At 62.7% G+C, this 26,689-nt stretch carries 32 protein-coding genes; 13 read left to right on the forward strand and 19 right to left on the reverse strand.

Features of this window, described 5'->3' with window-relative positions:
* Positions 1-115: 115 nt before the first annotated feature.
* Positions 116-802, forward strand: a complete 687-nt coding sequence (locus MKZ91_RS22800) for a GntR family transcriptional regulator (protein WP_336173330.1) — start codon at positions 116-118, stop codon at positions 800-802.
* Between the two features lie 57 nt (positions 803-859).
* On the opposite strand, the gene MKZ91_RS22805 is transcribed toward MKZ91_RS22800, so the two are convergent.
* The 6 genes from MKZ91_RS22805 to MKZ91_RS22830 form a co-directional block, all read right to left on the reverse strand.
* Positions 860-1,156: a hypothetical protein gene (locus tag MKZ91_RS22805; RefSeq protein ID WP_336173331.1), complete on the reverse strand. Its 297-nt coding sequence runs from the start codon at positions 1,154-1,156 to the stop codon at positions 860-862.
* Between the two features lie 200 nt (positions 1,157-1,356).
* Entirely contained in the window at positions 1,357-2,073 is a 717-nt protein-coding gene (locus MKZ91_RS22810; RefSeq protein ID WP_336173332.1) for an ABC transporter ATP-binding protein, read from the reverse strand.
* The gene (locus MKZ91_RS22815) at positions 2,054-2,818 is read right to left on the reverse strand and encodes an ABC transporter ATP-binding protein (RefSeq protein WP_336173333.1); all 765 of its coding nucleotides are present in this window, start codon (positions 2,816-2,818) and stop codon (positions 2,054-2,056) included. Before MKZ91_RS22815 ends, MKZ91_RS22810 begins: the two co-directional genes overlap by 20 nt.
* On the reverse strand, positions 2,818-3,816 hold the full coding sequence (locus MKZ91_RS22820; protein WP_336173334.1) for a branched-chain amino acid ABC transporter permease: 999 nt from the start codon (positions 3,814-3,816) through the stop codon (positions 2,818-2,820). The genes MKZ91_RS22815 and MKZ91_RS22820 overlap by 1 nt, the downstream gene beginning before the upstream one ends.
* 2 nt (positions 3,817-3,818) lie before the next feature.
* Positions 3,819-4,685, reverse strand: coding sequence for a branched-chain amino acid ABC transporter permease (locus MKZ91_RS22825; protein ID WP_336173335.1), 867 nt, complete (start codon positions 4,683-4,685; stop codon positions 3,819-3,821).
* A gap of 186 nt (positions 4,686-4,871) precedes the next feature.
* On the reverse strand, positions 4,872-6,044 hold the full coding sequence (locus tag MKZ91_RS22830) for an ABC transporter substrate-binding protein (RefSeq protein WP_336173336.1): 1,173 nt from the start codon (positions 6,042-6,044) through the stop codon (positions 4,872-4,874).
* Between the two features lie 330 nt (positions 6,045-6,374).
* Here MKZ91_RS22830 and MKZ91_RS22835 point away from each other — a divergent pair, with 330 nt between their 5' ends.
* The 5 genes from MKZ91_RS22835 to MKZ91_RS22855 all read left to right on the forward strand — a co-directional run bounded on the left by MKZ91_RS22835 (position 6,375) and on the right by MKZ91_RS22855 (position 9,510).
* A complete protein-coding gene (locus tag MKZ91_RS22835) occupies positions 6,375-7,169 on the forward strand; it encodes a DUF899 domain-containing protein (protein ID WP_336173337.1) in 795 nt (264 codons plus the stop codon).
* A 71-nt stretch (positions 7,170-7,240) separates the two neighbouring features.
* Positions 7,241-7,480, forward strand: a complete 240-nt coding sequence (locus MKZ91_RS22840) for a hypothetical protein (RefSeq protein WP_336173338.1) — start codon at positions 7,241-7,243, stop codon at positions 7,478-7,480.
* 326 nt (positions 7,481-7,806) lie between these two features.
* The gene (locus tag MKZ91_RS22845) at positions 7,807-8,097 is read left to right on the forward strand and encodes a hypothetical protein (RefSeq protein WP_336173339.1); all 291 of its coding nucleotides are present in this window, start codon (positions 7,807-7,809) and stop codon (positions 8,095-8,097) included.
* Between the two features lie 155 nt (positions 8,098-8,252).
* Positions 8,253-8,573, forward strand: a complete 321-nt coding sequence (locus tag MKZ91_RS22850) for a FliM/FliN family flagellar motor switch protein (RefSeq protein ID WP_336173340.1) — start codon at positions 8,253-8,255, stop codon at positions 8,571-8,573.
* Between the two features lie 169 nt (positions 8,574-8,742).
* Positions 8,743-9,510, forward strand: a complete 768-nt coding sequence (locus tag MKZ91_RS22855) for a 3-hydroxyacyl-CoA dehydrogenase (protein ID WP_336173341.1) — start codon at positions 8,743-8,745, stop codon at positions 9,508-9,510.
* 38 nt (positions 9,511-9,548) lie between these two features.
* On the opposite strand, the gene MKZ91_RS22860 is transcribed toward MKZ91_RS22855, so the two are convergent.
* On the reverse strand, positions 9,549-10,151 hold the full coding sequence (locus MKZ91_RS22860) for a helix-turn-helix transcriptional regulator (RefSeq protein ID WP_336173342.1): 603 nt from the start codon (positions 10,149-10,151) through the stop codon (positions 9,549-9,551).
* A 168-nt stretch (positions 10,152-10,319) separates the two neighbouring features.
* Between MKZ91_RS22860 and MKZ91_RS22865 the strand changes: the two genes are divergently transcribed.
* From MKZ91_RS22865 to MKZ91_RS22875, 3 genes are all read left to right on the forward strand, one after another.
* Entirely contained in the window at positions 10,320-10,928 is a 609-nt protein-coding gene (locus tag MKZ91_RS22865) for a superoxide dismutase (RefSeq protein WP_336173343.1), read from the forward strand.
* Positions 10,929-11,079: 151 nt separating this feature from the next.
* The gene (locus MKZ91_RS22870; RefSeq protein ID WP_336173344.1) at positions 11,080-11,676 is read left to right on the forward strand and encodes a flavin reductase family protein; all 597 of its coding nucleotides are present in this window, start codon (positions 11,080-11,082) and stop codon (positions 11,674-11,676) included.
* Between the two features lie 30 nt (positions 11,677-11,706).
* Positions 11,707-12,039: a tetratricopeptide repeat protein gene (locus MKZ91_RS22875; RefSeq protein WP_336173345.1), complete on the forward strand. Its 333-nt coding sequence runs from the start codon at positions 11,707-11,709 to the stop codon at positions 12,037-12,039.
* Between the two features lie 62 nt (positions 12,040-12,101).
* Here MKZ91_RS22875 and MKZ91_RS22880 read toward each other — a convergent pair whose 3' ends face one another.
* The 6 genes from MKZ91_RS22880 to kdgD all read right to left on the reverse strand — a co-directional run bounded on the left by MKZ91_RS22880 (position 12,102) and on the right by kdgD (position 18,035).
* Complete coding sequence (locus MKZ91_RS22880) at positions 12,102-13,382, reverse strand: TRAP transporter large permease (protein ID WP_336173346.1); 1,281 nt, start codon at positions 13,380-13,382, stop codon at positions 12,102-12,104.
* Positions 13,383-13,904 (reverse strand): TRAP transporter small permease, encoded by a 522-nt coding sequence (locus MKZ91_RS22885; protein WP_336173347.1) that lies wholly within the window; start codon positions 13,902-13,904, stop codon positions 13,383-13,385.
* An 81-nt stretch (positions 13,905-13,985) separates the two neighbouring features.
* Positions 13,986-14,963, reverse strand: a complete 978-nt coding sequence (locus tag MKZ91_RS22890; RefSeq protein ID WP_336173348.1) for a TRAP transporter substrate-binding protein — start codon at positions 14,961-14,963, stop codon at positions 13,986-13,988.
* Positions 14,964-15,092: 129 nt separating this feature from the next.
* Positions 15,093-15,965, reverse strand: coding sequence for an amidohydrolase family protein (locus MKZ91_RS22895; RefSeq protein WP_336173349.1), 873 nt, complete (start codon positions 15,963-15,965; stop codon positions 15,093-15,095).
* Positions 15,962-17,104 carry a mandelate racemase/muconate lactonizing enzyme family protein gene (locus tag MKZ91_RS22900; RefSeq protein ID WP_336173350.1) on the reverse strand — a complete coding sequence of 381 codons (1,143 nt, stop codon included), beginning with the start codon at positions 17,102-17,104 and terminating at the stop codon, positions 15,962-15,964. The genes MKZ91_RS22895 and MKZ91_RS22900 overlap by 4 nt, the downstream gene beginning before the upstream one ends.
* A 19-nt stretch (positions 17,105-17,123) precedes the next feature.
* Complete coding sequence (gene kdgD, locus MKZ91_RS22905; RefSeq protein ID WP_336173351.1) at positions 17,124-18,035, reverse strand: 5-dehydro-4-deoxyglucarate dehydratase; 912 nt, start codon at positions 18,033-18,035, stop codon at positions 17,124-17,126.
* Positions 18,036-18,332: 297 nt separating this feature from the next.
* On the opposite strand from kdgD, the gene MKZ91_RS22910 reads away from it, so the two are divergent.
* Together MKZ91_RS22910 and MKZ91_RS22915 are read left to right on the forward strand one after the other, a co-directional pair.
* Entirely contained in the window at positions 18,333-19,127 is a 795-nt protein-coding gene (locus tag MKZ91_RS22910; RefSeq protein WP_336173352.1) for an NAD-dependent epimerase/dehydratase family protein, read from the forward strand.
* A 91-nt stretch (positions 19,128-19,218) separates the two neighbouring features.
* The gene (locus MKZ91_RS22915) at positions 19,219-19,956 is read left to right on the forward strand and encodes a FadR/GntR family transcriptional regulator (RefSeq protein ID WP_336173353.1); all 738 of its coding nucleotides are present in this window, start codon (positions 19,219-19,221) and stop codon (positions 19,954-19,956) included.
* Between the two features lie 94 nt (positions 19,957-20,050).
* On the opposite strand, the gene MKZ91_RS22920 is transcribed toward MKZ91_RS22915, so the two are convergent.
* The 5 genes from MKZ91_RS22920 to pcaD all read right to left on the reverse strand — a co-directional run bounded on the left by MKZ91_RS22920 (position 20,051) and on the right by pcaD (position 23,802).
* Complete coding sequence (locus MKZ91_RS22920) at positions 20,051-21,106, reverse strand: 3-carboxy-cis,cis-muconate cycloisomerase (protein ID WP_336173354.1); 1,056 nt, start codon at positions 21,104-21,106, stop codon at positions 20,051-20,053.
* Positions 21,107-21,216: 110 nt separating this feature from the next.
* Positions 21,217-21,831 (reverse strand): protocatechuate 3,4-dioxygenase subunit alpha, encoded by a 615-nt coding sequence (gene pcaG / locus MKZ91_RS22925; protein WP_336173355.1) that lies wholly within the window; start codon positions 21,829-21,831, stop codon positions 21,217-21,219.
* Positions 21,831-22,580 (reverse strand): protocatechuate 3,4-dioxygenase subunit beta, encoded by a 750-nt coding sequence (gene pcaH / locus MKZ91_RS22930; RefSeq protein ID WP_336173356.1) that lies wholly within the window; start codon positions 22,578-22,580, stop codon positions 21,831-21,833. The genes pcaG and pcaH overlap by 1 nt, the downstream gene beginning before the upstream one ends.
* A 12-nt stretch (positions 22,581-22,592) precedes the next feature.
* A complete protein-coding gene (gene pcaC, locus MKZ91_RS22935; RefSeq protein ID WP_336173357.1) occupies positions 22,593-22,997 on the reverse strand; it encodes a 4-carboxymuconolactone decarboxylase in 405 nt (134 codons plus the stop codon).
* Positions 22,990-23,802 (reverse strand): 3-oxoadipate enol-lactonase, encoded by an 813-nt coding sequence (pcaD, locus tag MKZ91_RS22940; protein WP_336173358.1) that lies wholly within the window; start codon positions 23,800-23,802, stop codon positions 22,990-22,992. The genes pcaC and pcaD overlap by 8 nt, the downstream gene beginning before the upstream one ends.
* 92 nt (positions 23,803-23,894) lie before the next feature.
* On the opposite strand from pcaD, the gene pcaQ reads away from it, so the two are divergent.
* Positions 23,895-24,821, forward strand: coding sequence for a pca operon transcription factor PcaQ (gene pcaQ, locus MKZ91_RS22945; RefSeq protein WP_336173359.1), 927 nt, complete (start codon positions 23,895-23,897; stop codon positions 24,819-24,821).
* 82 nt (positions 24,822-24,903) lie between these two features.
* On the forward strand, positions 24,904-25,437 hold the full coding sequence (locus tag MKZ91_RS22950) for a GNAT family N-acetyltransferase (RefSeq protein WP_336173360.1): 534 nt from the start codon (positions 24,904-24,906) through the stop codon (positions 25,435-25,437).
* 39 nt (positions 25,438-25,476) lie between these two features.
* Here MKZ91_RS22950 and pobA read toward each other — a convergent pair whose 3' ends face one another.
* On the reverse strand, positions 25,477-26,649 hold the full coding sequence (gene pobA, locus MKZ91_RS22955; RefSeq protein WP_336173361.1) for a 4-hydroxybenzoate 3-monooxygenase: 1,173 nt from the start codon (positions 26,647-26,649) through the stop codon (positions 25,477-25,479).
* Positions 26,650-26,689 lie beyond the last annotated feature (40 nt).

The raw sequence follows: 26,689 nt of genomic DNA on the forward strand, positions 1-26,689 counted from the left end.
TTTCTGTTGACGATGGGCGAGCCCATCTCCATGCTTTAATGAGACAGCGCTGATTCAATCGGCGCGGACGAGAACAGACGGTCGACGCCCAGTCGCCAGACGCAGAAGCAAAACAATGAACGAAATCACATCTCTGGAGAGACGGCCGGATGGCGGCCCCGGCCCGATCCGCCGCACGGCGCTACATGACACGCTGGTCAGCCACCTGCGCGACATGATCATCGAAGGCGATCTGTCGCCGGGGACGAGGCTACATGAGGGCCAGCTCGGCGAGCAGCTCGGCGTATCGCGCACGCCATTGCGCGAGGCGATCAAGTATCTGGCGAGTGAAGGTCTGGTGGAGCTCGTCCCGAGCCGTGGCGCCGTCGTCAAGCGCTTCAGCGCCAAGGACGTGCACGACATGCTGACGGTTTTGCAGACGCTGGAGGAACTGGCCGGCAAACTCGCCTGCGAGGCGGCAAGCGATGCCGGCATTGCCGAGGTGCGGGCGCTCCACGACGAAATGGTCCGCCGTTACAAGGCAGGTGACCGGCTGCAATATTACAAGCTCAACCAGCAGATCCATTCGGCAATCGTACAACTCGCGGCCAACGCCGCTCTGGTGGACATGCATGCCGTGTTGCAGACAAGGCTGAAGCGAATCCGCTTCATTGGCCACGAAGGCCCGGAGAAATGGGCCGCGGCCGTGGCCGAGCACGAGGAAATGATCGTGGCGCTCGAGGCGCGCGACAAGGCGAAGCTCTCCGAGGTGCTCGGACGCCACCTGATGAATGCGTGGGAACGGGTGCGCGGCGCCGTGTAGCGCCGCCACTTTCACGCTGGAGAGCCAGCCCGGTCCTCCGACAACCCGCCTGCTTTATCAGAACTTCGAATAGGCGTTTGCCACGGCCTTCACGTTTGCGGCCGCTCCCTGCTTCTGCAGAGTCAAAAGCGCGTCTCGCAGGGCAGGGTTTGCCGTGATGTTCTTGTTTGCCAAGAGGTCTGCAGCTGAAAACGTGGAGAACAGACCACCCAGGCCCGGCAAGCCGCTCCGCCCGGTCAAAGCGCTTGGCAAGCTCTTCGACATGGAATTCAGCTGTGCCATGCTGATGCTCTGCAACGGGATGTTCTTTGTCACGGCGATCGAGCTGATCGCCTTACCAATCCCACCAAACATTCTTCGCTCCTCGTAAGGTCCAGCCCGACGCAAATCCGGGCACGCCGCAACCATTGCGCGTACAACCTTTACAAGATGAGTCGTTTCTAAATTTACATTTTCGCAACTGGCACTTTAGATAAATTTTCGACATCGCTTGGCCCAGTTCGCACACCCGCGGCGTGGACAAGCTCCGACAAAGATGCCGACCGTGCGGGCGGTCAATGAAGACCGCCGACGCCCAGCAGCCGTTCAACCGCGCCATGATCCTTGGCCAGCGCATCCGGAGTTCCGCTCCAGGCGATGCGGCCGCGTTCGAGCACGATCACCTGGTCGGCAAAATCGAGTGCGCTCTGGATGCGCTGCTCGACCAGCAGGATGGTCATGTCGCCGGTCTTCGCCAATTCGGCAAAGGCCTTCATCAGTTCCTCGCAGATGACCGGGGCCAATCCCTCAAGCGGCTCATCAAGCAAAAGGACCGTGGGTCGGCCGAGGATCGAACGCGCCGTCGACAGCATCTGCTGTTCGCCGCCCGAAAGCTGGCTACCAAGATTGCGCCGCCGCTCGTGGAGGCGCGGGAACATCGCATAGGCTTCCTGCAGCGCGCTTTTCGGGCGCCCCTTGAGCCCGACGAACAGATTTTCCTCGACGGTCAACGTCGGAAACACGCAACGCGCCTGCGGCACGAAGCCGAGACCGTGCATGGCGCGAGACGCGCTCGGCAATGCGGTGACGTCGGTACCACCCATGCGAATGCGCCCGTCATAGCGCCGCGTCTGTCCGGCCAGCGTCGCAAGCAGGGTCGTCTTGCCCATGCCATTGCGGCCGAGAACGGCAACGCGTGCACCCGCCGGCACGGCGAAGGACACATTCTCGAGCACACGCGTCGGGCCGTAGCCCGCCGACAGGTTATCCACCTCAAGCGGCGTGGCTGGCATTGGCATAACTCCCCAGATAGGCTTCCCGCACGCGCGGGTCCTTGGTCACATCAGACGGCAAGCCATCGAAAATGATCGCGCCGGCCGCCAGCACCACCACACGCTTGGCAAAGCGGAAGACGAGATCCATGTCGTGCTCGATCATCAAGACGGCGAGATCAGCAGGCAGGTCGGCGAGCGCCTGCTCGATGCGACCGGTATCGCTCTCAGGCACGCCGGCCGCCGGCTCATCAAGCAACAGCACCTTCGGCTTCAGCGCCAGGGCAACGGCTATTTCCAGCAACCTCTGCTGGCCATAGGCGATTTCGCGAACCTTGCGGTGCATCAGGTCCTTGAGACCAAGCTTACCGAGCAGATCGCCAACTTCAGCCATGACATCGGGCATGCCAAGAAAATTGCCGAAGAGCCGACCGGAGCGACCGGAGCGCTGCAGCACGGCAAGTGCCACGTGTTCAGCAGGCGTCATGTCGGCAAACAGCCGCGTCACCTGGAACGAGCGCACCAACCCGCGCCGCACCCGGCCGATCGCATCGACGCCCGTCACGGTCTCGCCGCCGATCAGCACCTGGCCGGAATCCGGCGCAAGATTGCCGGTGACGAGGTTGACGAAGGTGGTCTTGCCGGCACCGTTCGGCCCGATGAGGGCAATGCGGTCGCCGGGCGCCATGCTGAGGCTGACGTCGTTGGTGACGGCAAGGCCTCCGAAGGCGCGCTTCAGGTTGCGGACTTCAAAGATCGGCTGCATCACTGGACCTCCCGACGCCGAGCAAGGAGGGTTGCAGCCGTGCCGTAAATGCCCTTCGGCGCAAACAGCACGACGGCGATCAACAGTGCGCCCACCATCGTCAGCCAATGGAATGGATTGGCGGCCGAAACCACGTCCTCGAAGAACATGAACACGACCGTGCCGGTAAGCGCCCCGAAGAGCGAGCCGGTCCCGCCGAGAACGAGCATCACCAGGCTCTCGGCCGACATCGTGAAGGAGAGGCTGTCGAGGCCAACCACCTGGGTGGAGATCGCATTCAGCGCGCCACCGACGCCGGCGACGGCGCCCGATATCACGTACATCTTGATCAGCGCCAGTTTCGGCGACGCGCCCATCGAACGGATGCGGATCGGATCTTCCTTGATGCCGCGGCAGAGCATGCCGAAGGGCGAGCGCACAATCAACCGCAGCAGCACGAAGACAATGGCGAGCAGCGCCACCCCGAAAACATAGGCCGTGCGACCCCAGAGGTCGAACTCGTAGAGCCCGAAGAGTGCCGTCGGCGCGATGCCGGAGAGACCGTCGCTGCCGCCGGTCCAGGACGACGCCTTGTTGGCGAATTCGTGGAAGAGATGGATCAGCGCAATCGACAGCACCAGCTGCGGCAGGCCATGGGCGCGCAGGATGACGGCGCCACAGATAAGCCCAGCGACCGCGCCGGCGGCGATGCCGAAGGCCAGCATGGCGAGCGGATCGTTGATGCCGTAATGCGCCGAAGCGATGCCCGCGGCATAGGCGCCCGCGCCGAAGAGGGCGGCATGACCGAGCGTCGCCACGCCGCAATAGCCGGTGACGAGGTCGAGCGACAATACCAGCAGGGCTGCAGCAATGATGCGGGTCAGGAGCGCCAGATTATCGGGGAAGAGAAAATAGCCGATCAGCGCCGCAAGCAGAATGACCGCCAGTCCGATGAGGTCGGCGCCTCCAAAGCTGCGCCGCGCGGGAGACGTGGCGATGATGTCGTTTGTCGTGGTCATGGTCATCCCTTGGCCCTCCCAGCAAGTCCGCGTGGGAAGACGCAGATGATTGCGATCACGGCCAGATAGAAGAAGAACTCGCCGAACTCCGGCATCAGATAGCGGCCCGTCGTATCGATCGCTCCAAGCAGCAGGCACGCGATCAGCGCGCCAGGGATCGAGCCGGCACCGCCGACGGAGACGACGACCAGGAAGGTCACCATGTAGCGCAGCGCGTAGTAGGGCTCGACCGGCAGCAGTTCGGCGCCGACGACACCACCGAAGGCGGCAAGCCCGACGGCAACGGCGAAGCTCACGGCATAGACGATCTCGGTGCGCACCCCGAGAGCCGCCGCCATCGCCGCATTGTCGACGGAGGCACGCAGTTTTACGCCAAAGGCGGTTCGTTCGATCGCGTACCAAAGGCAGGCGGCAACCGCGAGACCGCAGACGATCGCAAAGAGGCGGTGGGTGGCGATCGCCCGAAAGCCAAGATCGACCGATCCCTGCAATTCACCTGGCAGCGGCACGGTCTTCAGCGTCGGGCCGAAGACGTAGTTGGCAATGCCGATGATGCAGAAGGTGATGCCGATGGTCATCAGCACCTGGGTCAGTTCCGGAGCGCCGTAGATCCGACGGTAGAGCAATCGCTCGATCGGCACGGCGATGACCACTGTCCCAAAGACGGCAAGAAGCACGGCGAAGCCGTAGCCAAGGCCGAGGTCGCGTGCGGCATAGGACGCGATGTAGCCGCCGATCATGGCAAAGGCGCCATGGGCAAGATTGACCACACGCATCAGGCCCATGGTGACCGATAGGCCGATGGAGATGACGAACAGCACCATGCCATAGGCAAGGGCGTCGATCGCAATGCTGAGGACGGTTTGCATGGGGCTATCCGTTGCCCTTTCTTCTATATCCGCTGCGCCGGAATCGGAGCGCACTGTCAATCCGGCATCGTGTCCCGGCGCGCCAGCGTTCGTCACGCCGCACCCGGAATCGGTTGCGCTCAGCTGTGCGGCCGATCGGTGCATCGCCGGCGTGAGGCGGGCGCGGAGGCGCCCGCCGACATCCCTTTATTTCAGAGCAGCAAGACCAGGATCACCCTGTTTCTCGAAGGTCTGGATTTCCTTGTTGTAGTAGGTGCCGTCATCGGCCTTGGCGACTTCACGCAGATAGATGTTCTGGGTGATGTGGCGCGATTCCGGATCGATGATCACCGGACCGCGCGGACTTGTCCAGGCAAGGCCCTTCACCGCGTCGACCGCCTTGGCCGCATCCTGTTCGCCGCCGGTCGCTTCGATCATCTTGTAGATCACATGCATGCCATCATAGGCACCGACCGAGGGGAAGGATAGTTCGGCCGGGTTGCCGATTGCCTTGCCGGCTGCCTCGACGAAGGCCTTGTTTTCCGGCGAGTCGTGCGAAACCGCATAGTGGAATGTCGTCTGGATACCGAGCGCCGCCTCGCCGAGTGCCGGCAGGTCGGACTCCTGCGTCAGGTCGCCGGGTGCGAAGAACTTGATGCCACCGTCCTTCAGGCCGTTTTCCTTGAAGGCCTTGACGAAGCCGAGCGTCGTCGGGCCGGACGGCAGGAAGGCAAAGACGCCCTCGGCACCGGAATCCTTGATGCGCTGCATGATCGGCGAGAAGTCGTTGGTGGCAAGCGGCATGCGGATCGCTTCGACCACCTGACCGCCAGCCGCTTCAAAGCCTGCCTTGAAGGCGTTCTCGGCATCGACGCCCGGCCCGTAATCGCTGACAACGGAGATGACCTTGGAAACGCCGGCGTCCTTGGCAACCTTGGCGATCGGCGTCGAGGTCTGCCAGGTGGTAAACGAGGTGCGCACGACCAGTGGGCTCTTGGTGACGATCGCTGAGGTTGCCGCGTTCATGATGACCAGCGGCACATTCGCCTGAGTCAGAAGCGGCGTCACTGCCATGGCGTCCGGTGTGAAATAGAAGCCGGCGAGATACTGCACGCCTTCCTTGACCACCAGTTCCTGCGCCAGAGCCTTCGCCTGGGCCGGATCCGCCTGCGGCACGTCGCGATAGATGATCTCGATGTCGTCGTCGCCAACCTTGGCGCCGTTCAACGCCATATAGGCGTCGATACCCGCCTTGAAGTTCTTGCCCTGCAACGCGAAGGGGCCGGAGAACGGCCCGACAACACCGACCTTGATCGTGTCGGCATAGGCCGCGCTGCTCATCGCCAAGGCCGCAACCGCGGCCAGGATCATCCGTTTCATTTTTCCTCCCTGAGATGCCACCCACTCCCGATGCGGCATCGTTCCTGCAAACCGAGTTGATTTGATCATTGTCAGCTTGCCATGCCAAACGGTGATGTAAAAATGAATAATGGGGTGGAAATCATAATTTCAGGGTTATGAATTTGCCGTCGGCCCCTGCCGCCGGCCTGCGGCGAGCGCGACGCCTCTCGCAAGAAATGCCGTCACACTTGTTACTCCCGCCCTTCGACCAGCGGTGTCAATCTGTCTCCGACTGACAACCGGCGGAGGCCGACGGATGGGGTTCACCCTCCTGACGCCAGGTTCGCCTGCACGAGGAGAGGCCAAGCCATGAGCAATAGCAAGCAGAACGCACGAACGAACGAACGACCCGCCATGCACACGCCACCGATCGTGACGGCGCAAGCATGGGAGGCGGCACGCCAGGAGATGCTGGTGAAGGAAAAGGCCCACACCCGTGCGCGCGACGCGCTCGCTGCCGAGCGCCGGCGCATGCCGTGGATGGCGGTGACCAAGGATTATGTGTTCGAGGGGCCGGAAGGAAAGATGAGCCTTGTCGATCTGTTCGCCGGCCGGCGTCAGTTGATCGTCTACCGCGCCTTTTTCGAACCGGGGGTCTTCGGCTGGCCCGACCACGCCTGCCGGGGTTGTTCCATGGTCGCCGACCAGGTCGCCCATCTCTCTCATCTCAACGCCCGCGACACCACCCTCGTCTTCGTTTCGCGCGCGCCGCAGGCCGATATCATCAGGCTGAAGGCGCGAATGGGCTGGACCATGCCGTGGTACACCATCACCGACAGCTTCGACCTCGATTTCGGCGTCGACGAATGGCACGGGCACAACGTGTTTTATCGTGACGACGACCTTCTGTTCCGCACCTACTTCGTCAACAACCGCGGCGACGAACAGATGGGAGGCACGTGGAACTACCTCGACATCACCCCGCTTGGCCGGCAGGAGGTCTGGGAGGTATCTCCCGAAGGCTATCCGCAAAGCCCGGCCTACAAGTGGTGGAACTGGAACGACAGCTATGTCGATGGGGCTGCACCCGACAAGAAATGGGTCGCGGTATCGGATGCCGGAGAAGCAGCGATGCACAGCCATGACACGGACCCGAAGCCGTGAGCATCGCGGGCCAGCCGGAAGAGTACGTTGTGCGGGGAGCGCGCAGCACGCCTATCCGAAGGGCGGCCGCATTGCTCTCCCTCGTAGCGGCGCCCACATTCGCCCTGATGGCGCTCCTTTGCAGCGCCTGGGGCGGCGGCCCGGATCAACTGTTGTGCGCCGTCGAGCCGGAAACGGTTATCGGCGACATGGTCACCATGTATCTCCTGATGGGCATCCTCCACCTCCCGCCCTGGCTGAGGTTGATCGACCTCACCAGGGGCTGGGAGGCTACGCGGGACCGCCACGCCCCCGATACAGAGCAAGGGTAGGATGGCGAGGGCGCCGCCATTCATCATCCGGCGCCCTCTTTGCAGAACACTCAAAAAGTGTGGAAACGCTCCAGCATGTATGTCGCTGATATCGGCAAATGGGCATGCTGGCCGAGTCTGGGAGCGAGCAGATTCTCAGCGTGAAGTAAGGAACGGTCCACTTGAGTGCGCAGCCTTTCAGACAATTGCGTCGAGAAAAGCTGTGTCGACGCTGTTTGAGTGCGATCGCTCCCCGTTGGTCAATACAGCGAATCGGGAAAATGACCTTGAGTCCTGCCACGCCTCAACCCAAGCCTGCCCCATCCAGACGCCGCCGGCTGTCATGGATGGTGGCCATTCTCTTCGGCGTTACAGCCCTTGCAACCTCTCTCCATTTTCTGGCCGTTCCGGAAAACACGCCCACGGAACTCGCGGCGATCGGTCCGACCGAAATCGACGCTGACGCGTCCGTGACGGGCGCGCCGAATTTCGAGATCCTGTTCAGCGATGGCGATCGCGGACTGATGGTTTACGAGGGTTACGTCTATGTCGTTCGCCTCGGCGACAAATTGCCGAATGGCAAGCGCACGATCGGTTTCCAAAAACGGGACGGAAACTGGGCGGTGGTGACACTTTGAGGGCTTCGGCGCTCCTCGAATTGTGGATGTTAACTCTTTGTTAACGCTGGCCTGCGAGGCCGCAAGAACCCCCATTTAGCCACGGTTGCCACCCAGGGCGAACTGGCGCAACTCTTTGTTAAAGAGTCGTGAATCAGTGCTTTGGATGGTGCAGAATGATTAACAAGAAACTACAGGAAGATCTGGTAGAGTTCGATGACAGCCCTGCGCTCGAAGACCGTGCAATGATGAGCGAGCGCGCCGTCCAGGGCATCCCCCTGGCGATCGAGGCGGTGATCGGTCGGACAAGGCTGACGGTCTCGCAAATCTCGAAACTCCATCAGAACGATACGATCCACCTCGACCGCAATTTTGGCGAACCGGTCGACCTCAAGGTCAATGGCATGGTGATCGGCAGGGGCGAAATCGTCTTTGATGAATCCAGCAACGCGGTCGGCATCAAGATCATCGAGATAACGCCAATCGTGCAGCGCTAGGGCGTCAACAGTGCCTATGGCCGTTGGCTGGCATCGGCACCGATGCTTGCCTGCTGCCAGACCCTTGGCTTCATCCTTCGTGAGGGCTATGTCGATAGCGCGATATCCTGCCCGCTCCGCTCATGAACGGTGCGAAAGTGACAGGATCCAAGACGGGAGGAGCCTCGAAATGCAGATCGACGGAAAAGTCTTTATCGTGACCGGCGGAGGGTCGGGTCTCGGTGCGGCGGTCGCGCGGCAGTTGCATGGTCAAGGCGCGCGCGTCGTCCTTGCCGATATCAACGCGGAAGCCGGCGAGACGACGGCACTTGACCTCGGCAGCAACGCCATCTTCCAGAAGACGGATGTCACGAGCGAGGCAGATGGTTCTGCCGCGGTCGCCGCGGCGCTCGACCGCTTCGGACACCTTCACGGGCTGGTCAACTGCGCCGGCATCGCGCCGGGGGAAAAGGTGCTCGGCCGTGACGGCCCGCACCGGCTGGAGAGCTTCTCGCGCGCGATCGGCATCAACCTGGTCGGCACCTTCAACATGGTCAGGCTGGCGGCCGAGGCGATGCAGAGGGAAGAACCCGGCGAGGACGGTGAGCGCGGCGTCATCGTCAACACCGCATCGGTCGCCGCTTTCGACGGCCAGATCGGTCAGGCAGCCTATGCGGCTTCCAAAGGCGGCGTCGTCGCAATGACGCTGCCAATCGCTCGCGAACTCGCCCGCCATGGCATCCGTGTGGTCGCCATCGCCCCCGGCATCTTCGAAACGCCGATGATGGCCGGCATGCCGCAGGAAGTGCAGGACTCGCTTGGCAAGAGCGTGCCCTTCCCGCAGCGCCTCGGCAAACCGGAGGAGTTTGCTGCCCTTGTTCGCCACATCTGTGAGAACCGTATGCTGAACGGCGAAGTTATCCGCCTCGACGGCGCGCTGCGCATGGGCGCGCGCTGACGGGACGGCAGTGCCTCGCTTGTCGCGGGGCCTGCAAGTCACGCAACCTTCCTGACGACATAGGCGCAACGACGCGCGCCGGCGAGAATATGTTCGGCGCGCTCGACCTCGACATCCGGGCCAAGCACGTCCCGGAACACGCTCAACTCGGCGCGACAAAACCCTTGGCAACTCGTCGCCGCGGCGCAAATCGGGCAGTGGTTCTCGACAAACAGCAGCGTGCCGTCGCCCGGATCCTCGCAGGCCGCCATGTAGCCTTCCTGCGATCGCAAGCGCATGAGCATCTCCACGCGTTGACGCAAACCGTCCATGCCGGCCATCGCTGCGCGATAATGTTGCCGGGTCTCGTCCTCGCGCGCGGCGATCAACCGGTCGATCGCCTCGTTTCCAAGGGTCTCACGGATCGTGCGTAGGAGTTGGACGGTGAGTTCCGCATGCGTATCGGGAAACTCGGCGTGAGCAAGGGCCGTCAGGCCCCAGAACTGCGACGGACGGCCAACGCCCTTTGCCTCCGACCATGACGCAACGAGACCATCCTCGGCAAGCCGGACAAGCTGCTGGCGCACCGCTTCGCCGGTAGTCGCAAGACGCTTCCCAAGTGCCGCAGCCGTCTGTGGTCCATGCAACTTCAACGCAAGCATGATGCGCTCGCCTGGCGTGCGGCCGCTACTCTGCTCATGATTTAACAAGGGATTGCTTGACATATTCCTGCGCGCAGATTTAAAAAGAATTGTCTTGCTAAATACACGATTGGCAGTTCGGGCACAAGTGAACCGCCAACCGTGCACCGACCGCAGAGGATTTTGATCATGGCCTTTGAACTTCCCGTCCTTCCCTATGCACCAAGCGCGCTCGCTGAAAACGGCATGAGCGCCGAAACGATCGAGTTCCACCACGGCAAGCATCACCAGGCCTATGTCACAGCACTGAACGGCTTCGTCGAAAAGGATGCTTCGCTAGCCGGTCTGTCGCTGGAGGAGATCATTCGCCACAGCCACGGCAAGGCGGAACTGGCGCCGGTGTTCAACAATGCCGGCCAGCATTGGAACCACATTCTGTTCTGGAACAACCTCTCGCCAAAGGGCGGCCAGATCCCTGGCGCGCTCGAGACGAAGCTTGTCGAGGACTTCGGCAGCATCGCCGGCTTCAAGGATGCTTTCAAGGTGGCGGCCACCGGTCAGTTCGGCTCCGGCTGGGCCTGGCTCGTGCTCGGTCCCGATGGCAAACTGAAGGTAACCAAGACGGCCAACGGCTCCAATCCGGTCGCGACGAACGAGGGCAAGGCCCTGCTCGGCCTCGATGTCTGGGAACACGCCTACTACATCGACTACCGCAACCGCCGGCCGGATTATGCCTCGAACTTCCTCGACAAGCTCGCCAACTATGAGTTTGCCGAAGCGGAGCTGAAGGCCGCCTGACTGCCGGTGTCGCTCTGGACCGACGGAGATCGAAAGCCAGACCATCCCGCGCGCAACTGCAACGCCCCGGCACCCCGCCACAGCGTCGGGTCGTTGCAACCCCGTGGCGCATTCCCCGCCGCCACGGGCTCGCCCTTCGCAGGAATGACCCATGCGCCAGACACCTTCCTTATCCGTCGCTATCGACGCCCATGCCGATCTGGCCGTTTCCAAGCAGGAATTCGCCGACACCCTGTCGCATCTCGCCGCCACGGTCTGCGTGGTGAGCGCCGGCAGCGGCGCCGACAACCTTGGCCGGACCGTGACTGCAATGTTCTCGCTGTCCGCCAATCCGCCGTCAGTCGTCATCTCGATCAAGGCCGACAGTCCGCTGGCAGCGCTGATTGCCACCGAGGAAGGCTTCTCTCTCGCCATGCTGGCGCAAGGGCAGGACCTGATCGCCAATGCCTTCGCCGGCAAGATCGAAGCGTCCAAGCGTTTTCTCGTCGGCGTCTGGGCCGACTGGCCGAGTCGACGCCCGAAGTTGCTCGGCGCTGCCGCGACGCTCGACTGCGTCTTGGGCGCGGCCATGCAGCTCGGCGACCATACCCTGTTCGTGGGAACAATTGTCGCATCCGAGACGTCAGCGCATGCTGCCCCCTTGATCTGGAGCCGCCGACGGTATCAGTCTCTCGACAAAGCGAAATCGCTTCCGGCGCCGTCAGCACATGGCCAACAGGCCCTTCCGTCCACCAAGCCCGCTGCCTGAGCCGGTGATGACATAGGAGGAACGCCAGCCATGCGGCAAGTTCTCGAGAAGCTTTTGCTGGAGGGGAAGGACGACCCCCTGCTGCGCTTCACACTGGCGAACGCCTGCCTGCAAGACGGCGAAGGCGAAACCGCGCTCGCCCACGTGCAGCGCGCGATTGCCCTCAATCCGGACTACTCGGCCGCGTGGAAACTGCGTGGTGCCATCCTGCACAAGCTGGGACGGTTCGAAGAGGCACTTCAGGTGTGGCGGGAAGGCCGGACGGTCGCGGAACGCAAGGGCGACCTGCAGGCGGCGCGCGAGATCGGGGTCTTCGTGAAGCGGCTGGAGCGTCAGTGCACCGCCGCAAACCACAACAAATGAGGCACGGATATCGGGCCCGGCCTGAAGAGGCCGAGCCCTTGATGTTGCTGCTGCCCGGCAATTCACTTGAACATCGATGGCAGCCACAGCGAAAGCGCCGGAATGTAGGTGACCGCCATCAGCACCGCGATGCTCGCGCCGAAGAACGGCCAGATGGTCCGCATCGCCTCGCGAATGGTGATCCCTCCGACAGCACAGCCGACGAACAGCACCGTTCCGACGGGTGGCGTATTGAGGCCGATGCCGGCATTCAGGATCATAACCACGCCGAAGTGCACGGGATCGATGCCGAAGGCTTTCACGACAGGCAGAAGCACCGGCGTGCAGATGATCACCATCGGCGCCATGTCCATGAAGGTGCCGAGGATCAACAGGATGATGTTGATCACGAGCAGCACGATGATCGGATTTTCCGAGATCGCGCCGATCGCGCCGATCATCAGCGCCTGCACCTGCAGGAACGCCATCAGCCAGCCGAAGGACGCGGCCATGCCGATCACGAGCAGAACCATGGCCGTGGTGCGCACCGCCCCCATGACCGCCTCGACGAAGCCTGACCAATCCAGTTCGCGATAGACGAGCATGGCAACCAGGAAGGCATAGAGAACGGCGATGCAGGAGCTTTCGGTGGCGGTGAAGACGCCGGAGCGCACGCCGCCGAAGATGATGCCGATCAGCACGATGCCCGGAAACGACGCGAGCAGGTAGTAAAAGACCTTGGAAAAGCCCGGAAACGGCTCCGCCGGGTAGCCACGGCGCCTTGCGACCACGTAAGCCGTCACCATCAGCGCCAACGCCAGAAGCAGACCAGGAATGATCCCTGCCGTGAAGAGATCGGCGACCGAGACATTACCGCCGGCGGCGATCGAATAGAGGATCATGTTGTGTGACGGCGGCACCATGAGCGCGATGATCGCCGCATTGACCGTGACGTTGACGGCATAGTCGCGGTCATAGCCGCGCTTGGCCATCTGTGGGATCATCAGGCCGCCAACCGCCGAGGCGTCGGCGACCGCCGAGCCGGAGATGCCACCAAAGAGTGTCGAGGCGACGATATTGACCTGCCCGAGCCCGCCGCGCAGATGACCGACAAGGCCGGCGGCAAAGCGGATGAGACGGTTGGCAATGCCTCCTCGCACCATCAGGTCGCCAGCAAAGATGAAGAACGGGATGGCCATCATGGCAAAGACGTTCATGCCGGAGTTCAACTGCTGAAACACCACCACCGGCGGCAGGCCCAGATAGAGAACGGTCGCGAACGATGCGATGCCAAGGCAAAACGCGATCGGCGTGCCAATCAGCATCAGCAGGGTGAAGACCCCGAAAAGGACAGTGTAAGCCATTCAGGCCATCTCCCGCACGACGACATCGGCAGCGACGTCGACACCTAGAACCAGATCAATGAAACGCTCGGCGGCAAACAGGGCGATCATGGCGCCACCGACGATCAGCGGGAAAAAGTCGACACCACCCGGCCATCCGAGAACCGGAATGGTGGCGGTCCAGGTACCGATGCACAGGAGCAGGCCATAATAGGCCATGGACGCGCCGAAGATGATGATCAGGCCGAGGCTCGTGAGATCCATCGCAAGCTGCACCGTGGGCTTCATCACGTGGCGGACGACGTCGAGACCGAGATGCACGCTTTCGCGCACGCCGACGGCCGCCCCAAGCATGATGAACCAGGCCATGAGATGGAGCGATAGCGGCTCAGACCAGCTTGGCGAATCGTTCAAGACGTAGCGCGCAAAGACCTGCCAGCCGACGATCAGCGTCATGGCAACCATGCCGGTGCCAGCGACATAGAGCGACGCGCGGCTCAGCGCCCCGAGAAATGGGCGTATCGCCCGCATGAAATGACGCATTTGTCTTCCTCCTCTGCCAAAACGGTCGGGCCGACAGTCGTGAAGGCCGGCTCCAATCCTGGAGCCGGCCTTCACCTGTCATCACTTGACCGCTTTCACCCGTTCGAGGAGGTCCTTCAGCTTCGGGTCGCTGACGAACTTGTCGTAGACCGGCCCCATGGCGGCTGCGAACTCTTCCTTGTTGACCTTGATGACGTTCGAGCCAGCGGCGCGAACCTTCTCTTCCGAGACTTTTTCGCGCGCGCTCCACAGTTCGCGCATCTTGCCAACGGAATCCTTCGCCGCCTGACGGATCAGGGCCTGGTCATCAGGGGAAAGCTTGTCCCAGCTCATCTTGGAGATCACCAGGATTTCCGGATTGAGCGAGTGTTCGGTCAGCGAATAGTTCTTGGCCACTTCGAAGTGCCGTGCAGACTCGTAGGACGGCCAGTTGTTTTCGGCGCCATCGACGACACCGGTCTCAAGCGAGGAATAGACCTCGCCCATCGGCATCGGCGTCGGGTTGGCGCCGAAGGCCTGCATCATCGCGATCCAGAGGTCGGATTGCTGCACGCGGATCTTCAGGCCCTGGAGATCGGCCAGATTCTCGATCGGCTTCTTGGTGGTGTAGAAGGAGCGCGCACCGGAATCGTAGAAGGCAAGCCCGACCAGGCCGTGTGGCTCGAAGGCGGCCAGGACCTCCTCACCGATCGGACCGTCGACGGTGTGGTGCATGTGCTCGGTCGAGCGGAACAGGAACGGCATGCCAAGGACCATCGTCTCCTTGACGAGGTTGTTGAACGGCGCGGCGTTAACGCGGTTCATGTCGATGACGCCGAAGCGGGTCTGCTCGATCGTGTCCTTCTCGCCCCCCAGCACGCCGTTGTTCATGACCTCGATCTTGATGCGGCCATTGCTGCGCTCGGACAGCAACTGTCCCATGTATTTGACCGCTTCGACCGTCGGATAGCCGTCCGGATGGATGTCAGCCGAACGCAGGGTGATCTCCTGCGCCTGCGCCGCTGTACCGGCAAGCGCCAGCCCCATTGCGACGCAAAGCATGCCTGCAATTTTCTTCATGTTTTCCTCCTCCACTGATCGTTCTTCGGCCTCTCCCAAGGCCGCGTTGTGCCCGTCCGGGCCGGCATGCGAATTCCTTATGTCTCTGGATCCGGCGAGAGGCCTCGCAACTCCCACCGCGGCTCGAAGTCACGCCGCGGCCAGCGCCGGCAGTTTGAACAGGCGTTCCGGGTTTTCGACGAGAGCCAGATGCCGCGCCCGCTCCCCTGGCAACCAGCCAAGCACGAGATCGGCGAGCCGCGCGTCATCGGGATAGTCTTCCGTCGTTCTGATCATGTTGTGAGGCCAGTTGCTGCCCCAGACGATGCGTTCCGGGGCGTGCTCGGCGATCTGTCGCGAAACGGCGGCCACATCCTCATAGGGCCATCCGTCCCGCGAACTCTCGTAAACACCGGCAAACTTGAACCAGACGTTGCCTCGATCGATCAGCTTCAACAGCGCTGCGAGCTCCGGCCCATCCGGATCAACGCCTGCGAAGAACTTGCCATGGTGGTCAAGCACCCAACGCGACTTGACGCGCTCCAGCCGTGACAGATGATCGAGCAGCCGGTTGCCGTCGAACTGAACGGCGATCATCCAGTCGGCGGCATGCGCCCGCGCGTCGACGGCCTCGAGCGCGTCGAGCCTCACAGCACCGCCGGGCAGGTCCATGATCCGCGCTCCGACCACGCCCGCCTTGGATAGCCGCTGCAATTCCGCATCCGAGGTGGTGTCGTCAATGACCACAACACCACGCGCCACGTCGCCCATTTCGGCAAGGCAGGCGAGCGTGTTGGCGTTGTCCTTCTGGTGGGCGTTGCCTTGGGTGATGATCACGCGATCGACGCCGAGCCATTCCAGCACCTTGCGATAGGCGCCGGCATCCGGCAGCGGATCGGCCGGCAGGGGCGGGCCACCGGGAAGCGACGGGAAGCCGGGCAGATACATATGCATCTGCGCATCGACCGCCCCCTTCGGCAGGCGGATTTCAGGTGCCCGGCCGCAGAGGGTACGCTCGATCATTTCGAGATCTCCGGCATCTTGAACTCGGCGAGCGCGTCGCGATTGATCTCGATGCCGAGACCGGGCGCATCAGGAATGGCGACGCTACCGTTGATGGCCTCGATCGGCGCTTTCAACACGGCCTGGCGGAACGGGTTTTCCGTGCGATCGAACTCCATGATCGGCTCGATCGGGTTCACCCGCACCGGATCCGGCGTCATCGCCGCCATGAATTGCAGTGCTGCAGCAAGGTGCACGCCGGTGCCCCAGACATGCGGGACGATGCGAACGCCATGCAGCGTCGCAAGGCTTGCGATCTTCGCCATTTCGGAAAAGCCGCCGCAGCCGCAAAGATCGGGCTGCAGGATGTCGACGGCGCGGTTCTCGATCGCCGGCCACATGCCGTATCGGCTGTGCCAGGTCTCGCCGCCGGCAACCGGGATCGGTTGCCCGGCCCTGACTTCGCGATAGGCAGAAAGCTGCTCCGGCACCACCGGCTCCTCGAACCAGTCGATATCGTAGTCCGCCGCCGCCTTGCCGAGCCGGATCGCTTCGGTGACGGTATAGCCGTGATTGGCGTCGATCATCAGCCGCATCTCGTCGCCGATCGCCTCACGCACGGCGCGGATGACAAGCAGGTCTTCGTCGATGCCAAAGCCGATCTTGATCTTGCAGGCGTGAAAGCCTTGCGCCCGGCGCTCCGCCATCTCCATCGCATTGTCGGAAACGCGGTCGACGCCATCACGCTTGAAACTGCCGGTCGCATAGGCGCGCACACTGTCGCGCCAGCGGCCGCCGAGCAACATCGAAACCGACGCACCGTAGTGTTTGCCCTTGATATCCCAGAGCGCGATGTCGATGCCGGAAAGGGCGGTAATCGCGAGGCCGCGCTGGCCCTGGTCGCGCAGCGCATTGTAGAGGATTGCCCAGAGCTTTTCCGTTTGGCGCGGATCCTGGCCGATCAGCCAGGGAGAATAGGCCGCGACCACCGCCGCATTCGGCCCCGCCGGGCCGAGGCATTCCCCCCAACCGACCGTCCCGTCGTCGCATTCGATCTCGACCAGCACATGCGCGCGACGGTCGAAGCGCATCGAGGCGCTTTCGAACGGCACCGCCAGCCGATGCTCGAGGAGGTGGGTGCGGACGGCAACGATCTTCATTGGTCTTATTTCTCCCCGCTCACGCTTTGCGCTTGTGGCTGCCGATGAGCGCGTCGAGCATCTCGACCTCGGCGCCCGTCAGGTCCGTGAGCGGGCTGCGCACCGGACCGGCCTTGAAGCCCTGCAGCCGCACGCCGGCCTTGATCGCCGACACTGCATAGCCTTTGGCCCGGTTGCGGATCGCCATGAACGGATAGAAGAAGTCGTTGAGAATACGCTCGCAGGTGGCACGATCGCCGCCGCGAAGGGCCGCGTAGAATTCGTTGGCAAGGCCAGGCACGAAGTTGAAGACGGCAGACGAATAGGTGGTGAAGCCGGCGCCGAGATAGGCCTCGGCAAACAGTTCCGCCGTCGGCATGCCGCCGAGATACATCAGCCGGTCGCCCATCTTGGCGGTAACCTGGCGCACGAGGCCGATATCGCCGGTGCCGTCCTTGAAGCCGGTCAGGTTCGGGCATTCGTCGCAAAGCCGGGCGAGCGTGTCGGCCTGCAGCACCGCGTTGTCGCGGTTGTAGACCATGACGCCGATGCCGACCGACTGGCAGATCTTCTTCACATGGTGGTAGAGGCCTTCCTGCGGCGCGTCGATCAGATAGTGCGGCAGAAGCAGGATGCCATCCGCGCCGACCTTTTCGACCGAGCGGGCGATATCGATGGCGATCTCGGTCCCGTAGCCGCAGCCCGATACGATGGCCGTATCGCCGGCGACTTCCTTGGCGGCTCGGACGATGCCGGGAATTTCATCCGGCTTCAGCGAGAAGAACTCACCGGTCCCGCCGGCCGCAAACAGCACCGGCGCCTTGTAGCCGGCCAACCATTCGACATGCGCCTTGTAGCTCTCCGGCGCGAAGCGGCCTTCGGCATCGAAATGCGTCACCGGGAAGGAAAGCAGGCCCGATCCAAGCGCGGCCTTGATCTGCTCAGGCGTCATTTCGTGCAAGCCCTCCCTCAAACTCGATGCTCATTACTAAGCAAGTCGTCATGCGCATGTCAATAGCTCATAATACATGTTGTAATACAACGTCAGAAAGCACGCCTTAGAGGCTGCATTTTGCGGCATTTGCGCGTCTCCGTGGAAACCACGAACGGTCGCACTGCGAGCGGTCACCGTTTCGCCTAGCGCGTCTTGCGTCTTAGACATAATATATGTTAGCGATCATTGTATGATGTGACTGACCTCCGCCCGGATTCCATCGGTGCGACGTCAGGTCTTCCAGGGGGAACGAGAATGAAGCGACTTCTGATCACCGGCGCGGCGGGCCAACTCGGCCGGGTGATGCGCAAGCGGCTCGCACCGCTGGCGACGACGATCCGGCTGAGCGACCGTTCGCCGATCGACCCGCCTGACACCAATGAAGAGTGCGTTCAATGTGACCTCGCCGATGCGGCGGCCGTTCATGAACTCGTGGCCGGCTGCGATGCGATCGTGCATCTTGGCGGCATATCGGTCGAACGTCCGTTCTCCGAAATCGTCGGCGGCAATATTGTCGGGCTCTACAATCTCTATGAAGCGGCGCGCGCCAACGGCCACCCGCGCATTCTGTTTGCCAGCACCAACCACACGATCGGCTTCTATCCGCAAAACGAACGGCTTGGACCGGAAGCCCCGTACCGACCCGACGGTCTTTACGGTGTCTCCAAGTGCTTCGGTGAAGCGCTCGCCCGCATGTACTTCGAAAAATTCGGCCAGGAGACCGCGATGGTGCGCATCGGCTCCTGCACGCCCGAACCGGTCAACTACCGCATGCTCTCCACGTGGCTTTCGCACGACGACTTCGTCGCCCTGACCAAAACGGTGTTTCGGGTCCCGGTTCTCGGCTGCCCGGTCATCTGGGGAGCCTCCGCCAACACCGCAGGCTGGTGGGACAATTCCCACCTGGGCTGGCTCGGCTGGCGACCGAAAGACAATGCGGAGGTCTTCCGCGCGAAGATTGCGGCCAACACCCCGAAACCAGACCCGAGCGACTCGCTGGTACGTTTTCAGGGCGGAGCCTTCGTCGACGACCCCATCTTCACGGATTGACCACATCGGCACGCGCCTTGCCTGCGGATTGTACTATTGACCGGCAATGGCGTATCCAGAAGCCACCCCAGTTCCAGAAACGGCCATATCCATGACGAACGCGACCGCATCCGATACCACCGCTCCGCAAGGCAAGACGCTGGTCGCCAAGATGACGGATGCGCTGAGCAGCCAGATAGCCGCTGGACATTACAAGCCGGGCGACCGCCTGCCTTCGGAAGCACAACTGACCCAGGAGTTCGGCGTCAGCCGCACCGTGGTGCGCGAGGCGATCGCCGCCTTGCGCTCCGGAGGGCTTGTCGAGGCGAGACACGGCATCGGCGTTTTCGTGCTGGAACCCGCGCCTACGGAGCGGCACCCGTTTCATGGCGTCGACCTCGCGCGCGTCTCGTCCCTGATCGAAATGCTGGAACTTCGAACCGCGGTCGAAGGGGACGCCGCTGCGCTCGCCGCCCTTCGCCGTTCGCCGGCACAGGAAGAAAAGATCGCCGAGGCGTTCGACACCTTCTGCGCGAGTGCCGCCGAGGGGCGGCCGACGGCAGAAGCCGATTTCAACTTTCACCTTGCCATTGCCGAGGCGACCAACAATCCGCGTTTCAGCGAGTTCCTGAAGATGCTGGGTCCGGCGCTCATTCCCCGCCGCGCGGTTTCGGAAACCGGTGAAGAAACCGTACTGGCAAGCGCCGATCTCACCCGGCTGGTATCCGAACACGAGGCGATCCTGATCGCGATCCAGGATGGAAATGAGGAGCAGGCACGCATCGCCATGCGCCAACACCTCAAGAACAGCCAGATCCGCTACCGATCCATGTTGCGCGCAACGCGCTGATCGACCGCGGCGCAAGAGAAGCGCGTTCCTTGCGCCCCTGGAAGGCGAAGCTTCCGGGGGCCATTACACCAGGCATGGCGGCAAAGAGTGGATGTCAGAGGCTGCCGAGCCGACGGATGTTGCTTGCAAGCTCGGCCGCCAGGCGCAGTGCCGCAGCCGTTGCGCCGGCCATCTGCGGCATGATCAGCCATTCGAGTGTCCAGGCGGCACCGGAGCGCTCCTGCTCATGCACCAATGCGTGGTGCATGCCGGAAAGCTGGGTGGCGTTGAAGCGGGCCAGCGAGACCAGGACTTCGGCGGCGACCGGGTTCTGCTTGTGCGGCATCGCCGAGGAACCGCCACCGCCGGCAAGCTCGATCTCGTCGCCGAGCTGCGCCATCAGCGCGATGTCCTGGCCGAACTTGCCAAGGCTGCCGGTGACGAGCGACAGAGCATTGGCAAAGTCGGCCACCTCGGAACGCTGGCTGTGCCATTGCGGAAAATCGGCGAGCTCCAGCTCTTCGGCAAGCGTGGCGCGCACGTCGTCTGCCCTGTCCTTCAGCTTCTCGAGCGTTCCGGCCGCTCCTCCGAACTGGACGGCGAAGAGATCGCGGTCCATCGCCTCGAGCCGATCCTTGTGATCGAGCAACGGCTCGATCCAGCTGCGCAGCCGATCGGACACGGTGATCGGGATTGCCGCCTGCATGCGGGTGCGCCCGGTCAGCGACCAATCGCCCCACGCACCATCACACTCCTCGAGCACGGCGACGACATTGCCGAGGCGCACGGCAAACAGTTCGGCGACCGCCTTCATCCTGAGCATCAGGCTGGTATCGATGACGTCCTGGCTGGTAGCGCCGTAGTGCACGTATTGCTGAGCCTCGCCGCCGACAGAAGCGCGCAGTTGGCGAACGAGATCTGGCACGACCACGCCGTCTACGCCCATGGCACGCTTGAGCGCAATGACGTCGGGCGAGAACGCCCGGCACGCCTCGGTAATTCGGTTGGCCGCACTTTCCGGAATGACGCCGTGGATCGCTTCGGCGCGCGCGAGCGCCGCCTCGAAGGCCAGCATCGCATGAATATCGGCTGAGGCCGAGAATTCGGCGGCGACAGCCTCGTCACCCAACAGCCCGGACAGATAGGGATGATCGAAGGCGGAATAGGTCATGGTTCCCCCGTTGCTTCTAGCCGATACCGGCTTTGCCGAACGAAATGCCACCTCTCGCTGGAACGGAGCCGGCCTTGTCCGACGTCCGCATCCAGACGTGACACTCCTGTTCAGATGTCGAGGAAGACCGTTTCCTTCTCACCTTGCAGGTGAATGTCGAAGACATAATTAGGAGCGGCGCCGGTCGCGACAAGCGTTGCCACACGATGCCGATGCTCTATCCGCATGAGCAGCGGATCCGCGGCATTGGCCTCCACCTCGTCGGGGAAGTACATGCGCGTCTGCAGCCCGACATTGATGCCGCGCGCCACGATCCAAAAGCTGATGTGCGGCGCCATCTGCCGGTCACGGCTATATGGCACAGTCCCCGGCTTCACCGTCTCGAACGTGAATACACCATCCTCGGCACCGGTCGCACAGCGCCCCCATCCGGGAAAGTTCGGGTCAGCGGAGCCACGAATTTCGGTCGGCGAATTGTAAAGGCCGGCAGCATCGGCCTGCCAGATCTCGACGAGCGCGTCTTTCAGCGGCGCGCCGGCGCCGTCGATCACGCGGCCGGTAACGGTGATGCGCTGCCCTTTCGTCTGATCGTTCACCATCCGCGATCCGAGGTCGGCTGCGTAGACGCCGCCAATGCCGCAGAAGTTCGGTGTCAGGCCGATATGCACGTAAGGGCCTGCCGTCTGCGACGGCGTTTCCTTCAAGGAGTTCAGCGGCTGCACCATCAGTTGCCCTCCAGCCTGTTCTCGAACATCGTCGAGCGGCGGCCACGCAACACGATGTCGAACTTGTAGGCGCGGGCGTCGAAGGGGATCGTGTTTGCCCAGTCGAGTGGCGCGATCAATTGCTCGATCGCCTGCCGATCCGGGATCGTGTTGACGATCGGACACTTCCAGATCATCGGGTCGCCCTCGAAATACATCTGGGTGATCAGCCGTTGAGCGAAACCATGGCCGAAGACCGAGAAGTGGATATGAGCCGGGCGCCAGTCGTTGACGCCGTTCGGCCAGGGATAGGGACCGGGCTTGATCGTGCGGAAGGAATAAAAGCCCTCCTCATCGGTGATCGTCCGGCCGCAGCCGCCGAAATTCGGATCGAGCGGGGCGAGATAGCTTTCCTTCTTGTGGCGATAGCGACCACCGGCGTTCGCCTGCCAGAATTCAAGCAGCGCGCCCGGCACCGCGCGGTCGCGCTCGTCAAGCACGCGACCATGGACGATGATACGCTCACCAATGGCGCTTTCGCCGGCGCGCGCAAAATTGTGGATCAGGTCGTTGTCGAGCTCGCCGATAACAGAATGACCAAAGACCGGCCCGGTAATTTCCGAAATCGTGCCATCGAGCGAAAGCAGCGCCTTCTGCGGCGAGCGCAGCACCGAGGTCTTGTAACCCGGCGTCAGCGCAGGCGCGTGCCACCCGCGGTCGCGCGGGAAAAAGGCGCCGGTTTCCGGCCTGCCGTTCGTTCTGTCGGACATCGTGTTCTCCCCTCAGGCCGCCTTGCCGGCATCGATCTCGGCAAAGACCTGCTTGGCGATCTTGATCGCATGGTTGGCAGCCGGCACGCCGGCATAGATCGCCACATGCAAGAGCGCCTCGCAGACATCGTCGCGGCTGGCGCCGGTGTTGACTGTTGCGCGCACATGCATCGCCACCTCATCGTCCTGGCCAAGCGCAGCCAGAAGCGCGATCGTGACGATCGAGCGCTCGCGCTTGGTCCAGGTCGGCCGCGACCAGACATGGCCCCAGGCCGCCTCGGTGATCAGTTCCTGGAACGGCAGGTCGAAGTCGGTCGAGGCGGACTGCGCCCGGTCCACGTGATCGTTGCCGAGCACGGTTCGCCGCGTGGCCATGCCCTGGCGATAACGGTCTGAGGGCACAGGGGCGTCATTCATGGGTCTTGTCTCCATGCATTGCGATTTCGAAGAAGGCGCGGAGCACCGCCGTCAACGCCTGCGGGTTCTCGACACAGGGAATATGACCAGCGTCTCGGATGACCTCATAACGGGCGCCTGGAATGAGCCGGGCGGTCGCCAGCACCACATCGGGTGGCGTCGAGCCGTCCTGGTCACCGACGACGCAGAGCGTCGGCACCGAGATCCGTGTCGCCGCCTCGGTATAGTCGGCGTCGCGTATGGCAGCGCAAGTGGCGATGTAGCCGGTGACCGGCTGGCGGATCAGCATGTTGCGATAACCGGCAAGGGCAGTGTTTTCCGGACGCCGGAACGCCGGCGTAAACCAGCGCTCGAGCACGCCATCGGCAATCCCGTCGATGCCATGTTCTTCAATCGCCGCGATCCGTGCCGCCCACATCTCGGCCGTGCCGATCTTGTGCGCGGTGTCCAAGAGCACAAGGGCCCGCACGAGATCCGGGCGGCGCTGATAGAGCGACTGCGCGATCAGCCCGCCGACGGACAGGCCGCAGATGATCGCCTGCTTGACCGACAACATGTCGAGCAGACCGGCCAGGTCGTTGGCATGATCCTCGATTGCATAGGGAACCGGGCCAATATCGGAAAGTCCGTGGCCGCGCTTGTCATAGAGGACGATCGCATAGTCCCCGGCCAGCCGGACGACGACGTCGCGCCAGATGCGAAAATCGGTACCGAGCGAATTGGCAAAGACCAGCACCGGCCGGTCACCGGTCGCGCCGATCACCTGGTAGTGGATCGCGATGTCGTTGATGCGGGCAAACTGCACGGGCTCTCTCCTCCTCACCAAATTGTATATTTAATCTGGTTAGGTAAAATGATATTTCACGGCCTTTCATTAACTCCAAGGTTATGAATTCCATGATCGATGCCCGGATCAAGTTTCGCCATCTGCAGACATTTGTCGAGGTCTCCCGGCAGAAGAGCGTGATGAAGGCGGCGGAGCTCTTGCATGTCAGCCAGCCGGCGGTGACCAAGACGATCCGCGAGCTTGAGCAGGTGCTGGGTGTCGCGGTCTTCGAACGGGACGGACGCGGCATCAAGATCACCCGCTACGGCGAAGTCTTCCTGCGCCATGCCGGCGCGGCGCTGACGGCGCTCAGGCAAGGGCTCGATTCCGTCTCGCAAGAGCGCGACGGCGACGGCGTTCCGGTGCGCGTCGGTGCGCTGCCGACCGTCTCGACAAGGATCATGCCGCGTGCCATGACCCTGTTCCTCAAAGAGGACACCGGGGCCCGCATCAAGATCGTCACCGGCGAAAATGCCATCCTGCTTGAACAATTGCGGGTCGGTGACCTTGACCTCGTGGTCGGGCGCCTGGCAGCACCGGAAAAGATGACCGGCTTCTCCTTCGAGCATCTCTATTCCGAACAGGTGGTCTTTGCCGTCAGGGCCGGGCACCCGCTGTTGAGTGGCGGACATTCCGTCTTCGCGCGGCTTGCCGACTTCCCGGTGCTGATGCCGACACGCGCCTCGATCATCCGCCCCTTTGTCGAGCGCTTCCTGATCACCAACGGGATCGCCAGCCTGCCGAACCAGATCGAGACCGTCTCGGACGCCTTCGGTCGCGCTTTCGTCAGGGCAAGCGATGCGGTCTGGATCATTTCGACCGGCGTCGTCGCCAGCGACGTCGATGATGGAACGCTCGCGATCCTGCCGATCGATACCAGTGAGACCAAGGGGCCGGTTGGCCTGACCATGCGCGCCGACGCCAGCCCGTCGCCGGCATTATCAATCCTGATGCAGACCATTCGCGAGGCCGCGGCCGGCGTGACCTCCAAACTGTGACCATGGCACGTCGTGCCGCGACAGCCTTTAAAGACCCGACGCTCGCGGCCGAGCTGGCGGAGCCCGATCCGATGGAAAACCAATGCCGCTAATCGACCTGACCGTTGAAACTTTTTCCAGAAGACACGTTCCCGAGATGCTCGATTGGTTCGCCGACGTCGGCGCCGTGGTGCAATGGGGCGGCCCCGGCCTTTCCTTTCCGCTGAAGGTCGCGCATCTCGAAGCCATGTTGGCGGAGACAGAGACGGCCGAGCCGGCGCGGTGGATGTTTGCGGGCCTTGCCAGCAGCAAGCTCGCCGGTCATGCGCAAGTGGCGCTCGATTGGCAAAACGGCGTCGGCCGCCTCAGCCGCGTCGCCATCAATTCTCAGGTGCGCGGCCGCGGGCTCGCCAAGCCCTTCCTGCGCGAGGTGGTAGACCGGTTTTTCACCAATCCTGCCTTCGAGCGGTTGGAACTCAATGTCTACACCTTCAACGAGGCGGCGATCCGCACCTATCACAACCTCGGCTTTCGCGAGGAAGGCGTGCGCCGCTCCTCGGTCAAAGTCGGCGACACCAGATGGGATACCGCGATCTACGGCCTGCTCAGGAGCGAATGGGCCGCGTCGAGCGACTAGATAGAGTATCCTCGTGCGTTCACATGAACGCACCGCACTCTAGAACGGCAGCCCGACATAGTTCTCTGCAAGTGCCGTCTCGGCAGCGATCGAATGCGTGAGATAGTCGAGTTCGGCTTCCTGGATCCGCTGGTCGAAATCGCCGCTCTCGGGAAAGCGGTGCAACATGGTCGTCATCCACCAGGAAAAGCGAACGGCCTTCCACACACGGGCGAGAGCGCGCTGCGAATAGGCATCGACACCGGCATACGAGCGGTCCTGGTAGTGCTCGACCAAACCCTCGAACAGGTAGTGCACGTCGCTGGCGGCGAGGTTGAGCCCTTTCGCGCCGGTGGGCGGAACGATATGGGCCGCGTCGCCGACCAGGAAAAGCCGGCCGAACCGCATCGGCTCGGCGACGAAGGAGCGAAGCGGCGCGATCGATTTTTCGAAGGAAGGCCCCGTGACCATCGCTTCCGCGTGGTGCTCCGGCAACCGGCGCCGCAATTCGTCCCAGAACCGCTCATCGGACCAATCCTCGATCCTCTCGGTCGAAGCGCACTGAATGTAGTAGCGGCTGCGGGTCATCGAGCGCATCGAGCAAAGCGCGAAGCCCCGGGGATGGTTGGCATAGATCAGCTCATGATCGACTGGCGGCACGTCAGCCAGGATACCGAGCCATCCGAAGGGATAGACCTTTTCAAAGGTGCGCAGGGCCTTCTCAGGCAGCGACTTGCGACTGATGCCGTGAAAACCATCGCAGCCGGCGATGAAATCGCAGTCGATGCGATGGCTCACCCCATCCTTCTCGTAGGTGACACAGGGCTGCTGGCCGTCGAAATCGTGCGGTTCGACATGGCCAGCCTCATAAACCGACGTTGCTCCGGAGCGCTCGCGATGCTCCATCAGGTCGCGCGTCAGCTCCGTCTGGCCGTAGACCATCACGCGTTTGCCGCCGGTCAGGTGCAACAGGTCGATGCGATGATCGCGGCCGTCGAAGGCAAGCGAGAAGCCGTCATGCGGCAGGCCTTCCCTGTGCATGCGTTCGCCGGCCTTGGCGCGGTCCATCAGACCGACCGTGCCCTCTTCCAGCACACCGGCACGCACCCGACCGAGGATGTAGTCCTTGCTCACGCGATCGAGGATGACGTTGTCGATCCCGGCTTCGCTCAGCAATTGCCCAAGCAGAAGCCCCGACGGACCCGAGCCGATGATAACCACCTTGGTGCGCATGAACTCCTCCAGAACTTGCCTTTTGACAAATCTGCGCGCG

Source organism: Ensifer sp. MJa1 (assembly GCF_037026475.1).
GTDB lineage: Bacteria > Pseudomonadota > Alphaproteobacteria > Rhizobiales > Rhizobiaceae > Ensifer.